Below are 12,162 nucleotides of genomic sequence, written 5' to 3'. Positions count from 1 at the left end.
TTAGACTTGGAGGTGTTTTTCTATGAGGGCAAGAGTGAGTTATCCGGTTGAAGTCAAACAGAAGGCTGTAGAAATGAGATTGGCGGGCGTGCCTGTGAAGGAGATCATGCAGGAATTGAATATAAAGAATAAGACGCAGGTGCAGACATGGGTCAGGTGGTATAAAGCTGGGGACACACATCGATTCGAACAACCTGTCGGAAAGCAATATTCTTATGGAAAAGGTCCAGAGTATTCTTCCGAATTAGAGAAACTGCAGGCAGAAAATCGTTATCTGAGACAACAGAATGAAGTGTTAAAAAAGTACAACGAATTGGAAAGGAAGCTGATAGCGAAACGCCAGTCGAGCTTGTAGAAGCATTGCGCAGCACAATGACCATAAAGGATATCTGTATTCATTTAGGTATCTCACGAGCATCTTATTATCGTTGGAAGAAGAATCTGATGAAAGATAACCCTAAATACCATTTAGAAAAACAAATCGGCACGTTGTGCCGAGAACACAAGTATCAGCCATATTAAAAAAGGGAATGCGTATGAATCATAAAACGGTTCAGCGCATTATGCAGAAGAATCAGTGGCAATGCCGGGTTAAGGTGAAAAAGCGTAAGAAGAATGGGCAGCCATATGCCGTGGCCGAGAATATATTGGATCGGAACTTTCAGTCTGATCGCCCTCTGGAAAAGCTAGTAACGGATATCACATATTTGCCTTATGGGCAGAAACAATTGTATCTTTCCAGTATATTGGATTTATACAATGGAGAAGTGATTGCTTTTACGATTGGCGATAGACAGGACACAGACTTTGTCTTACACACACTTGATCAGCTGCCCGCACTGCCAGAGAACTGTGTGTTACATAGTGACCAAGGTTCTGTTTATACATCTTATGAGTATCAGAAAGCTGTTAAAACAAAAGGCATTACCATGAGCATGTCCCGCAAAGGGACGCCCGCTGATAATGCCTCCATCGAATCGTTTCATTCCTCACTAAAGTCTGAAACGTTCTACCTCGACAGGTTGGAAAGCACTACGACGACCATCGTAGAACAAACTGTCGAAACCTATATACACTATTATAACAACATTCGTATTCAAACGAAACTAAACAACCAGCCGCCGGTCACATACCGACAGCTGGCTGCTTAAAGGTGTTTTGATCCCTGTCTCAAAAACGGGGGTCAGTCCCATAACGGAGGGATTTTTTTATTGCTTATAAAACCGCAGCAGGTCGCCGTTTAATATTTTATCGGAAAGCATCAGCTCTTGTTCCGCTTTTTCTTTCTCATCGCTGCACGCGCTCATGTCAGAAAGCGGTTCACCCGTTTTACGGCTGTAACACGTATTTTTCGTATAAATATGATCATCCGTGATAAAGCTGCCGTTTCTCAGCACCGCAAACGGGGTCCGCTCTCCGGAAAACAGATCATTGCCGAACTGAATGCTGCCTTTCGTTTCAATGCCGAGCAGGTGAAGCAGCGTCGGTCTTACATCAACCTGTCCCGCGGCCGAAGCAATCGTTTCCGGCGCACGGTCGGTCACCCCGGGAATATGAATGATAAACGGCACGCGCTGAAGCTGAACCGTATCAAACGGAGTGATTTCCTCTTTCCCTAAGAATTCGGCAAGTCCTTGATTATGGGCTTCGGATATACCGTAATGATCTCCCATCAGGACGATCATCGCGTTGTCATACAGTCCTTCTTTTTTCAGCTTCTTGAAAAAGTGTTTCAGGGCCTCATCTTCATAGCGGACCGTCGTCACATAGCGGTTTAATAACTCGCTGCTTGTGTCCGGTTCCTCAATGAGCTGATCCTGTTTATCAATTTCAAAAGGAAAATGGTTGGTCAAAGTCAGCAGGCTCGCGTAAAACGGCTGCGGAAGCTTCTTTAATTTTTCCGCTGACTGTTCTAGAAATTCCTTATCCTTCAGGCCCCAGCCTGTTGAATTTTCCTGTGTCACCTTAAATTCATCCGCGTCGAAAAAACGGTCGATTCCGAATGCCCCGTACATCTCATCCCGGTTCCAAAAGGCCTTATGATTGGCATGCAGAACGGCTGAATAGTATTGACGGTCTTTTAACATATGGTACATCGTATTGAACCGGTGGCCGCTTTTTGTAAAAAAAACGGCGCCGCTTGAAGACGGATACAGCGAATTCGCAGTAATGAATTCTGAATCTGAGGTTTTTCCCTGTTCAGTCTGCTGATAAAAATGAGTGAAGTCATAACTTTTTTTCCGCAGTTTATTTAAAAACGGGGTAATCTCCCGCCCGTTGACCCGCTCATCCATTACAAAACGCTGTGTTGATTCGAGCGTAACAAAAATCACATTGCGCCCCTTTGCAAGCCCGAATTTTGAATCGGACGGCCTGCTGTAGTCGGCTTGAGTGTAATTTGCGACCGCCGCAAGGCTGTCTTCATCGGCAAACGCTTTTGCCCCTGCATTCAGCGTCTGCGAAATGGTGTCATACAAATGAAAGTGGAACAGGCCGATTCCTTTTACGAGCGCTTCACGATCAAAAGGGTGCTTGAACAGCTTCGGCTGCTCGGCCTCAGACAGCGCAAGGTTGCACAGCATGAGGCCGGCTGATGCCCACGCATACGCTTTAACGGTACGGGTGCTGGCTTTACCTTTACCAGCTTTATGCCTTTTACCAAGATAAAACAAAACCGCAATATCCAAAAATAAAGCGATATAAAGCGGGTGAAACAGCTCTTGGACGCTGCTTCCCATATCGCCCATATTGCTCGCCTGAAACAAAACCGGTATGGTGATAAAATCAATATAAAACCCGTAAAACACCGTATTCGCGATTAAAATCCCCGTCAGCATCACATTCGCCGAAAGCAGAAAGATCCGCTGTTTTTTTTCCGTCAGCAGCAGGGCGATGCCGAACAGCGGCACAATGAAGCTCAGCGGATTAATGAGAAGCAGACATTCCTCAAGAACCGAATTGTTCTGCAGATCAAAACCGAGCTTATAAACGGCATAGGTTTTCATCCACATGAACAGGATGGACAGGCATAAAAACCGATGATTGCTGAAAAAGGTTTTCTTCATATGTATGACTCCTCACCCTAAAAGCGAAAGATGCTTTTTGTTTAAGAGATGCGGCCGTGAACCAGTTCGTATAAATAATAGCAGGATACAATCGTTAGGCCGGCCAGCACAAGCTGCTCCGAAAAACTCCCCGTTCTCATATAAAGGGGCAGACGGAAGCGGATGGCGGACGGAAACAGCAGTTTAATGCCGTTGACGGTCCATGCGTCAAGTACAAGATGGCTCGCCATTCCGATCATCAGTCCGGCGGAAATGCTCGGATTCGGAATATAAGTTGCCGTAATGAAAAACATAATAAGCATAAACAGCAGGCTGTGTGTAAACGTTCTGTGGCCGAACACCGTGCTTACGATTTTGGACAGAACGGGCAGCGTCCTGCCGATTTTGCTTTTCGTATGGCATATGTCGGGAATCAGCGCCCCGAGGGCACCCGCTGAGGTCATAAGGACCGGATCATACCCGTAATAATACGCAATTGCGGAACAAGAAGCGATGCCTCCCATGATGTGTGTTTTTCCTGTCATTTTTCGCTTCTCCTTTTTATTTTTGCCAAAATCCCCTGAATTACAAATATATCAAGAGAATGCATGTTTGATCAACAAACTTTACCTGTTCCGCCAAAAGGAAGGAGACGCGGATTCCGCATATTCTGCCGCGGAAAAAGACACATTATAGGTGTACCTATATTTGATAAAGAGGTGATACAGATGGCTTTCTTTAACAAAGAAAAAGGAAAAAACAGCGATAAAAACAAAAACGTCATTCAAGGCGCGCTTGAAGACGCCGGTGCAGCTCTGAAAGACGATCCGCTTCAAGAAGCTGTTCAAAAGAAAAAAAACAACCGCTGACCATATAAGACGGGTAGGGCGAACGCTCTATCCGTTTTCCATCTAATTTTTCCCTTTGACAGATCTTTTTATCTCTGATAACCTCTGAGTAGAATTGAATGATAAAAATCCTCACTCTTTCTCGGTGAGGTAGAGGTTGCGCTTGATGATGAGTCGCACATGCCAGGCTGATAGGGGCCGCAAAACATGTGTTAAAGGCGTCAGCGCCGAAGTGTAAAGAAAGCCGATCCTTCTTTATGCTGGGACTGTATCTGAATAAGTGCAGGACTGCCGCGTGCTTTTTCGCGGAGGGCTATCCGGAGATCAAGGGTGTGTGTGTTTCTTTAAGCATGGACTTTTGTTCAGGCTTTTTTTGCGTGTAAATATGATCTCGGGGTCTGGTCCGTACGAATGAACAACCAGGAGGTACAGGAATGGAACAGACGAAAAAATGGGGTTTTTGGTTATTAACGGCGTTTGTCGTAGGAAATATGGTAGGCTCGGGCATCTTTTCGCTTCCGAGTTCGCTCGCAAAAATCGCGAGCCCGTTCGGCGCCACATCGGCATGGCTTTTAACGGGAGCCGGTGTGTTAATGATCGCGCTGGTCTTCGGCCACTTATCCATCCGCAAGCCTGAGCTGACGGCGGGGCCGCAAAGCTATGCGCGTGCGCTGTTCAGCGATCGGAAAAAAGGGAATGCAGCGGGCTTCACGATGGTGTGGGGCTACTGGGTGGCGAGCTGGATCAGCAACGTGGCGATCATCACGAGCCTTGCCGGATATTTAACATCATTTTTCCCGATTTTAACGGATAAGCGTGAAATGTTTTCGATCGGCGGTCAGGCGGTTACGCTCGGCCAGCTGCTGACGTTTGCCGTATGTACGGTTTTATTATGGGGCACTCACACGATTCTCGTCACCAGCATTAACGGTGCGAGTAAATTAAATTTCGTCACGACGTTTTCAAAAGTATTAGGATTTATCTTCTTTATCATTGCAGGTTTATTTGTGTTTCAAACGTCGTTTTTCGATCATTTTTATTTTCCGGTTCAAACAGGTCCTCACACAGTTGAGGGAATCGGCGGGCAGATCCACAATGCGGCGATTTCAACATTATGGGCGTTCGTCGGAATTGAATCGGCAGTCATCTTATCCGGGCGCGCCCGTTCGCAGCGCGACGTGAAACGCGCCACCATTACCGGATTATTGATCGCGCTTGGCATCTATATCATCGTGACATTGATTACGATGGGCGTGCTTCCGCATGGTAAGCTTGTCGGCTCGGAAAAACCGTTTGTTGACGTATTGTACGCGATCGTCGGCAATGCGGGAAGCGTCATTATGGCGATTCTGGCGATTTTGTGTCTGTTCGGAACGATGCTCGGCTGGATTCTTCTCGGCTCTGAAGTTCCGTATCAAGCGGCGAAATCAGGAGACTTTCCGGCTGCTTTTGCAAAAACGAATAAACAGGGCAGCCCGGTTGTGTCGTTAATCGTAACGAACGTGATGTCACAGATCTTTATCTTTTCAGTTATTTCCCGGACGATCAGTGACGCGTTTACGTTTTTAACGACGGCGGCGACGCTCGCTTATCTGATTCCGTATCTCGTGTCAGCGTTTTACAGCCTGAAGCTCATTTTTACGGGTGAAACGTATGACGAGATAAAGGGTTCAAGAGTAAGAGACGGTATTATCGCCATCCTCGCCTGCATTTATTCTTTTTACGTCATTATTACCGGAACGGCCGATTTAACGACCTTTATTCTCGGTATCGGGCTGTTTTTCGTCGGTTTGCTGTTATATCCTTTCGTCTCAAAGAAATTTGCAAACAACAGACAATCGGTATGACAAAAAGACATCTCACGTCTGTGAGATGTCTTTTTTATTTGCGGCAGCGGGTTACGTTTTGACGGCGTGTGTATAATGAATGGTCTCGAATGCGGTTAAATGGTCAGTGCGTCCGCTGAAAAAACGGTCAAGTGTAAAGCGTAATAAAAAGCCGCTGTGACAGCGGCTTCGGGGTTACTTCGTTAAGCTTTTTGTGATGTAGTCGAGCTGGCCTTCAAGTGAGATCGGGTCTGAGAAATAGAAGCCGATCGGATCAATGCGGTAGACATGGTTTTGTTTGACGGCATCGAGGTTCTTCCAGATTGAGCTGTCAAGCACGCCTTTGTCGTCACCGCCGGCCTGCCATGGCCCCATAAAGATGTAGTCTCCCGCGAAGTCAGGCAGTTTCTCGAGTGAAATGCTGGCGTAGCCCGGCCCTTGATTAATGGCTTTTTCCTGCGTCAGTTTTGTGGCCTTCAGCCCGAGTTTATCATAAATGATGCTTCCGCCGCGGCCGAAGTCTTTACCGAATACATAGATGTCTTTTCCGTTTGTCTGCATGATGGAGATGGTTTTTGAGCCGACCGCTTTTTGAACCTTTGTTTTAGCGGCAGCGGTTTTCTTATCCCATTCAGCCAGCCATTTGTCTGCTTTATCTTCAGTGCCTGTCATTTTCGCAAACTCTTTGAATTGATCAATGTTGCTGAGCTTGTCATATTTAATAGCGATGGTCGGCGCGATTTTTTCCAGTTTTTCAATATCGGCGCCTTGTGTCGTCCAGACCACGATTAAATCCGGCTTTAAGTCAATGATTTTTTCAACGGACGTGCCGTCGCCGATGTTTGTCACACCTTTTGTTTTCCCTTTGTAATAAGGGTTTTTAAATACGTTTTGCGGCGCGCCGACAACATTGATGCCGAGCTGTTTAAAGTCGCCGTAGTAGCCGTCAGCCATGACGACGACCCGTTTCGGGTGCTTCGGAATTTTAATATTGCCGTTTTCGGCTTTATACGTGATGGTTTCTTCTTTTTCAGAAGAACCTTTTGTGTCTGAAGAATTGCCGCAAGCGGCCAAAGCGGCGATGAGCAGCATGGCAATCAGCGCTGCGCCGATTTTCTTGTATGTATGGAACATCTGACATTCCTTCTTTCATGAAAATTAGTGATAAAGAGAATCATTATCAGTGTGATTATATCACTGCTTTCATAGAGAAGCACGCTCTTTTTTAAGAAAAACTTTCTTTTTTTATATGAAATTAGGTCTATTAAAAGAGAAGATAAAAGTGCTATACTGAAACAAGTCATTGATAATCATTATCATTACCATTCTTGTTTTGAGAAAGGAAGAACGAGTGTTGGGTCTATTGAAAAAGAAACAGACAATGACGGCTCAAGGGGCATCAGGGAGTGAAATCCAGTGGACGGCGCGTTCATTCAGAGCGGCTGTGCTGCTGTGTGCCGGGATTGCGGTTTTATTGATCGGCGCGGCCCTGTCTGTTTCCATCGGAGCTGCCGATATTCATCTGCGGACGGTGTGGGATGCTCTCTTTCACTTTCAGCCGCAAAATACATCTCATCAAATCATACGCGATCTGAGGCTGCCGAGAACCGCCGCCGCCGCGCTCGTCGGGGCTTTTTTAGCTGTGTCCGGGGCGATTATGCAGGGGCTGACGCGGAACCCGCTTGCTGAGCCTTCCATTATGGGCGTGACGTCGGGGTCAGGATTTGCGATCGCATTGGCGTTTGCTTTTTTTCCGGGGCTCTCTGCCGCTGGGCTTGTTTTGTGGTCCTTTGCGGGAGCGGGAATCGGAGCGCTTATTGTGTTTGGCATCGGCCTGTTTTCAAAAGGCGGTCTGACACCGGTGAAGCTCGCGCTGGCCGGTACGGCAGTCGGCTATTTCTTAACGGGGCTTTCAAGCGCGATTGCGATCCGTTTTGATGTCGCCCAGGATGTGAAGTTCTGGTATGCCGGAGGAGTCGCTTCCGTGAAATGGGAAGGCGTGCAGCTGCTGTTGGCGGTCGGGGTTATCGGACTTTTGCTGGCATTTCTGATTGCGCGCTCAGTAACGGTGCTGAGCTTGGGTGAGGAGCTGGCCAAAGGGCTCGGGCAGTACACATCGCTTGTAAAAGTAATCGGAATGTTTGTCGTTGTCCTCTTGACGGGGGCTTCAGTCTCAGTCGCCGGAGCCATTTCTTTTATCGGCTTGGTGATTCCGCATATCACCCGATTTTTAGTCGGGGTAGATTACAGGTGGATCATTCCCTGTTCGGCGGTATTCGGCGCCGTTCTGTTAGTCTTCAGTGATATTGCCGCAAGACTCGTCAATGCGCCGTTTGAAACACCGGTCGGCGCTTTAACCGCCCTTATCGGCGTTCCCTTTTTCTTTTATTTGGCGCGCAGGGAAAGGAGAGGGCTGTAATGAATGTAAAATCGAAAAAACCGCTGGCGGTCATGGCCGTTACGTTTTTGCTCATATGCATCGTCTTTTTTATCAGCTTAAACATGGGCGTGATCCGGATTGCGCCTCTTGATACGCTACGTGTCTTTTTCGGACAGGGGGATGCCCGGGATCAGCTCGTTTTATTTGAATTCAGACTGCCGCGCATGGTGCTGTCATTGCTGGTCGGCGCCGGAATCGCAGTTTCAGGCGCGATTTTTCAAAGCGTGTCTCAAAATGACTTGGCGGAGCCGGGCATTCTCGGTATTAACGCCGGGGCGTCTTTGGCGGTCGTTCTGTTTATCTTCTTTTTCCAAGGATCAGCTGTTGATTTAAGCATGGCCGGTACATGGCTGCTTCCGGTGAGCGCTTTGGCGGGGGCTTTTCTGGCTGCGCTGCTCATCTATGTGCTGGCTTGGAAAAAAGGCGTTTCACCTGTCCGGCTCGTTTTGGTCGGGATCGGCGTCAATGCGGGGTTTAATGCGCTGCTCTTGATTTTTCAGCTGAAAATGGACCCGCGGGATTTCATGCAGGCGCTTGTATGGATTTCCGGTTCGATTTGGAACGCCAATTGGAAAATGGTGCTGTCCATTTTGCCGTGGCTGCTGGTTCTTTTACCGTTCAGCCTCTATAAAGCCAGGTATTTAAATGTGCTCCAGCTCGGTGATCAGCTGGCGGCGGGGCTTGGCACCCGGGTTGAAAAGGAGCGGCGCGTTCTGCTGATGTGCGCCGTTGCCCTGACCGCGTCATGTGTTGCGGCAGCCGGCGGAATCGCTTTTCTCGGACTCATTGCGCCGCATTTGGCCAGAAGGCTTACCGGACCGCGCCACCAGACGCTTATCCCGGTTTCGGCTTTAATCGGAGCATTTTTATTTCTGCTTGCCGATACGCTGGCGAGAAATGTGCTTGCACCGTCGGAAGTTCCCGTCGGCCTGGTGATTTCCGTGCTCGGAGCGCCGTATTTTGTATATTTGCTGATGAAAACGAAATAGAGGAAGGAGACTGCCGCGATGAACTCATTATCGGCGGAACAGCTTACTGTCGGTTATGGCGACCGTTTGATAGCGAAAGAATTGGATATCGCCATCCCGAAAGGAAAAATTACAACGCTGATCGGTCCGAACGGCTGCGGAAAATCGACGGTTCTCAAAACGATGTCAAGAATCATGAAACCGAAATCCGGCGCCGTCTATTTAAACGGACAGGCGATCATGCAAAAATCCACGAAGGACATCGCCAAGGAAATGGCAATTCTTCCGCAGACGCCTGAAGCGCCGAGCGGGCTGACGGTGTACGAACTTGTTTCTTACGGCAGGTTTCCGCATCAGTCCGGAATGGGCCGTTTGAGTGATAAAGACCGTGACATGATCAAATGGGCGCTGGAAGAGACGGGGATGGCCGAATTTTACGACCGGCCGATCGAAGCGCTTTCCGGGGGGCAGCGGCAGCGTGTGTGGATCGCCATGGCGCTCGCTCAAGAAACGGAGCTGCTGCTTCTTGATGAACCGACCACTTATTTAGATCTCGCCCATCAGCTTGAAATTTTGCAGCTGCTGGACAAATTAAACAAGGAGCAGGGCCGTACCATTTTAATGGTCATTCATGATCTGAACCATGCCGCCCGTTTTTCCCATTACATGATCGCCCTGAAAAAAGGGCGCGTCATCAAGGAAGGAACGGCGGAGGAAGTCATGACTCCCGGCATATTGGAAGACGTTTTCCAAATTGACGCACAGATTGTAAAAGATCCGCGCACGAACAAACCGGTCTGCTTAACCTACGATTTAATCCGGCATGAAAACGCAACGGTATGATGAAAAAAAACGCAGAGCCATTCCGGCCTGCGTTTTTTTATTGCGCCCGGGGCTGCTTTTCTCCGGAGACGCATTTATCCAAAACGAAAAAAACCCCCGCCACAATCAGCTCCTCCGTCGTTGACAGCCAAATCTTTTCAATCAGTTTATCCGTCGTATACGCGGTCATCCAGAGGAACAGCAGCTGAACGGTGCTGGCTAAAAGGAGAAAAGGCAGCCTGCCCGTCCCAAAAAAGGTAAAGCTATGTATCATCAGCCGCTCAAGCGGTTCAAAACATAAACCGAGAAAAATAAAAAGCACGGAAAAAAGCAGGACGTACGCCATCGATCCGTAGCTCGTCCCGGCTAATGAAAATACGGCCATCATCACGATAAAATACCCGAATAATACGGCAGCGGCTGCCAGGGCATACCGGAGCACCTGAAGAATAAACATTTTCGTCCCGTTTTGATTGATCATCTGTTCAGCTCCTTTTCACACAGAGGAGACTTGCAGAGACGGAACTCTGCAAGCCGGTGTGTATCTTCTTCAGCATTTCTTTTTGACGACAGGGTGTTTCTCTTTCGAAAGAATATCCGTAAAGTCTTTGCCCAGATCCAGATGCTGCTGGACGAATTTCTCAGGAAGCATGGCAAGCCATTGGTTCAGGGACACATCGGCATAGTGGTCATCCTTGAAGATTTCCAGGAAGACGAGCGGCTCATCTCCCAAATTCTCCACATAGTGGCCCATTGCGAACGGAACGTAACCGACATCCCCGGCCTGATAGTTAAATGTTCTTGCATGGCCGTCTGATGCAAAAACCGTCATCCGCCCTTTACCGGAAATATAATACTGCCATTCATGCGTGTTCGGATGCCAGTGCAGCTCTCTCATTGCGCCCGGTTCGACCACGACAAGCGCTGAAGCGATCGTTTTGGACACTTTGAAGTTTGTGGAATCCGCGATATATACTTTGCCGCCATCCGTCTCAGCAGTCGGGCCTTCATCCAGCAGGCGGTAAGTGAACGGATAAGGCACTTCACCGTTCGGGCCTTCCACAATGTCATCTTTCAGCTTCCCGGGAACCGGCTCTTCAAAGATATATTTTTCTTTCCCGGGCAGGCCGGCGAGGTCTTTTTCTGAAACCCCGAAGTTGCTGGCAATGACATCAAGCGGTGTGTGGGCAAGCCAGTCAGTCACTTGGAATGTGCTGTTTTCTGAGAAAGAACCGTCATCAAAAACCAAGAGGAATTCACAGCCTTCTTTCAGCGCCTGAATGGAGTGCGGCAGGCCTGACGGGAAGTACCACAGATCTCCTTCCTTCACGTCATCGATAAAACTGCGTCCCTGTTCATCAACAATCGTGACCCGCGCTTTGCCCGTCAGCATATATGCCCATTCCGCTTCTTTATGCCAGTGCAGCTCACGGATGGCGCCCGGTTTTAAACGCATGTTGACAGATGCCAGATTCTCAGAAATCGGCAGCTCGCGAACGGTCACCTCACGCGCGTATCCGCCCTTTTCCAGCCGGTTGTGCACATCTGAGAAAGAGAATTTCATATTATCCACTGTGCCGTGATCCGTTTCCGGCGGCGTCAGCATATCCGGATTTTGGCGGTCTCTTTCAAGGTTGCGCGGAATCGTGACGGTCGCCCCTTTGTCTCCTCTGATCGGCTGCGGGATATTGCAGTTGTGTTCTTTTGACATGTAAATCGTCTCCTCTCAAGCTTTGTTTTTTCAGAAAGAGAATGTGAAAGGCCTTTCGTTTTCCCTTCTGCTTTGTTAAGTGATGCGTTCCGATGAAAAGTCAACTTCGTGTGAAAATTAATTTTTCATTTTCTGATCTTTCAGTTCCGTCATCAGTTCGATCAGGGCGTCAAACTTCTTCTCAAACCGTGTGAGAAGATACATGGCAATCAGAGCCGGAAAGCCGAGATTGCCGATCTGTCTGACCGCTTCTTCTATAAAAACCTGATCCATTATCAGCCACCTCCTGACTTGACCTGCAGTCATGTATATAAGTGAAAGAAAGAGCGGCTCCTGTAAACCTGATATCCCGGTTGAGGGTCTTTTTTTTGTTCCGGCAAATCCGGGACATAAGGAGTGCGGAATCTTAGTCGGAAAGGAGTAGTTTACTTTTTTTTGCTTTCTTTCATTTAATTTAAATAGGGGGCGGTTTTATGGACTATCAAGTTCTTTTACGGTCAAAA

11 protein-coding genes, 1 pseudogene and 1 riboswitch are annotated in these 12,162 nt (G+C 48.1%); of the genes and pseudogenes, 6 read left to right on the top strand and 6 right to left on the bottom strand.

Annotated features, from left to right (window positions below; all coding sequences use genetic code 11):
• Positions 1-22 precede the first annotated feature (22 nt).
• A pseudogene (locus tag NYE28_RS17390) lies at positions 23-1,151 on the top strand (IS3 family transposase).
• Between the two features lie 57 nt (positions 1,152-1,208).
• On the opposite strand, the gene NYE28_RS17385 reads toward NYE28_RS17390, so the two are convergent.
• Both NYE28_RS17385 and NYE28_RS17380 read right to left on the bottom strand, forming a co-directional pair.
• Positions 1,209-3,065, bottom strand: coding sequence for an LTA synthase family protein (locus tag NYE28_RS17385; protein WP_032869696.1), 1,857 nt, complete (start codon positions 3,063-3,065; stop codon positions 1,209-1,211).
• A gap of 41 nt (positions 3,066-3,106) precedes the next feature.
• Positions 3,107-3,589: a metal-dependent hydrolase gene (locus tag NYE28_RS17380; RefSeq protein ID WP_003151759.1), complete on the bottom strand. Its 483-nt coding sequence runs from the start codon at positions 3,587-3,589 to the stop codon at positions 3,107-3,109.
• Between the two features lie 183 nt (positions 3,590-3,772).
• Between NYE28_RS17380 and sspJ the strand changes: the two genes are divergently transcribed.
• Together sspJ and NYE28_RS17370 are read left to right on the top strand one after the other, a co-directional pair.
• Positions 3,773-3,913 carry a small acid-soluble spore protein SspJ gene (gene sspJ, locus NYE28_RS17375; RefSeq protein ID WP_007410034.1) on the top strand — a complete coding sequence of 47 codons (141 nt, stop codon included), beginning with the start codon at positions 3,773-3,775 and terminating at the stop codon, positions 3,911-3,913.
• A 122-nt stretch (positions 3,914-4,035) separates the two neighbouring features.
• A riboswitch (Lysine riboswitch) is annotated at positions 4,036-4,216 on the top strand.
• A 110-nt stretch (positions 4,217-4,326) separates the two neighbouring features.
• The gene (locus NYE28_RS17370; protein ID WP_007613722.1) at positions 4,327-5,739 is read left to right on the top strand and encodes an amino acid permease; all 1,413 of its coding nucleotides are present in this window, start codon (positions 4,327-4,329) and stop codon (positions 5,737-5,739) included.
• A 174-nt stretch (positions 5,740-5,913) separates the two neighbouring features.
• Here the strand turns inward: NYE28_RS17370 and NYE28_RS17365 are convergent, their stop codons facing one another.
• Complete coding sequence (locus NYE28_RS17365; protein ID WP_012118425.1) at positions 5,914-6,852, bottom strand: iron-hydroxamate ABC transporter substrate-binding protein; 939 nt, start codon at positions 6,850-6,852, stop codon at positions 5,914-5,916.
• 247 nt (positions 6,853-7,099) lie between these two features.
• On the opposite strand from NYE28_RS17365, the gene NYE28_RS17360 reads away from it, so the two are divergent.
• Genes NYE28_RS17360 through NYE28_RS17350 form a run of 3 tightly spaced genes read left to right on the top strand, consistent with a single transcriptional unit; the run spans position 7,100 to position 9,969 of the window.
• Positions 7,100-8,137, top strand: a complete 1,038-nt coding sequence (locus NYE28_RS17360) for an iron ABC transporter permease (protein WP_029973587.1) — start codon at positions 7,100-7,102, stop codon at positions 8,135-8,137.
• A complete protein-coding gene (locus NYE28_RS17355; RefSeq protein WP_020956329.1) occupies positions 8,137-9,147 on the top strand; it encodes an iron ABC transporter permease in 1,011 nt (336 codons plus the stop codon). The genes NYE28_RS17360 and NYE28_RS17355 overlap by 1 nt, the downstream gene beginning before the upstream one ends.
• Positions 9,148-9,165: 18 nt before the next feature.
• Positions 9,166-9,969 (top strand): ABC transporter ATP-binding protein, encoded by an 804-nt coding sequence (locus NYE28_RS17350; protein ID WP_007613715.1) that lies wholly within the window; start codon positions 9,166-9,168, stop codon positions 9,967-9,969.
• A 37-nt stretch (positions 9,970-10,006) separates the two neighbouring features.
• Here NYE28_RS17350 and NYE28_RS17345 read toward each other — a convergent pair whose 3' ends face one another.
• From NYE28_RS17345 to NYE28_RS17335, 3 genes are all read right to left on the bottom strand, one after another.
• A complete protein-coding gene (locus NYE28_RS17345) occupies positions 10,007-10,429 on the bottom strand; it encodes a regulatory YrvL family protein (protein WP_012118421.1) in 423 nt (140 codons plus the stop codon).
• A 69-nt stretch (positions 10,430-10,498) separates the two neighbouring features.
• Positions 10,499-11,659, bottom strand: a complete 1,161-nt coding sequence (locus NYE28_RS17340) for an oxalate decarboxylase family bicupin (protein WP_337681181.1) — start codon at positions 11,657-11,659, stop codon at positions 10,499-10,501.
• A 117-nt stretch (positions 11,660-11,776) separates the two neighbouring features.
• Complete coding sequence (locus NYE28_RS17335; RefSeq protein ID WP_012118419.1) at positions 11,777-11,932, bottom strand: YvrJ family protein; 156 nt, start codon at positions 11,930-11,932, stop codon at positions 11,777-11,779.
• Positions 11,933-12,162: the final 230 nt, after the last annotated feature.

It is taken from the genome of Bacillus sp. FSL R5-0443, from assembly GCF_038608285.1.
Classification (GTDB): Bacteria; Bacillota; Bacilli; order Bacillales; family Bacillaceae; genus Bacillus; species Bacillus velezensis.
The sequence above is the reverse complement of the archived record's forward strand: the minus strand, read 5'-3'. Positions and strand labels throughout refer to the sequence as shown.

Excerpts from the sequence above, each read along its gene's own strand:
- NYE28_RS17385 (WP_032869696.1), bottom strand. The coding sequence starts at position 3,065 with ATGAAGAAAACCTTTTTCAGCAATCATCGGTTTTTATGCCTGTCCATC.
- NYE28_RS17380 (WP_003151759.1), bottom strand. The coding sequence starts at position 3,589 with ATGACAGGAAAAACACACATCATGGGAGGCATCGCTTCTTGTTCCGCA.
- sspJ (WP_007410034.1), top strand. The coding sequence starts at position 3,773 with ATGGCTTTCTTTAACAAAGAAAAAGGAAAAAACAGCGATAAAAACAAA.
- NYE28_RS17370 (WP_007613722.1), top strand. The coding sequence starts at position 4,327 with ATGGAACAGACGAAAAAATGGGGTTTTTGGTTATTAACGGCGTTTGTC.
- NYE28_RS17365 (WP_012118425.1), bottom strand. The coding sequence starts at position 6,852 with ATGTTCCATACATACAAGAAAATCGGCGCAGCGCTGATTGCCATGCTG.
- NYE28_RS17360 (WP_029973587.1), top strand. The coding sequence starts at position 7,100 with ATGACGGCTCAAGGGGCATCAGGGAGTGAAATCCAGTGGACGGCGCGT.
- NYE28_RS17355 (WP_020956329.1), top strand. The coding sequence starts at position 8,137 with ATGAATGTAAAATCGAAAAAACCGCTGGCGGTCATGGCCGTTACGTTT.
- NYE28_RS17350 (WP_007613715.1), top strand. The coding sequence starts at position 9,166 with ATGAACTCATTATCGGCGGAACAGCTTACTGTCGGTTATGGCGACCGT.
- NYE28_RS17345 (WP_012118421.1), bottom strand. The coding sequence starts at position 10,429 with ATGATCAATCAAAACGGGACGAAAATGTTTATTCTTCAGGTGCTCCGG.
- NYE28_RS17340 (WP_337681181.1), bottom strand. The coding sequence starts at position 11,659 with ATGTCAAAAGAACACAACTGCAATATCCCGCAGCCGATCAGAGGAGAC.
- NYE28_RS17335 (WP_012118419.1), bottom strand. The coding sequence starts at position 11,932 with ATGGATCAGGTTTTTATAGAAGAAGCGGTCAGACAGATCGGCAATCTC.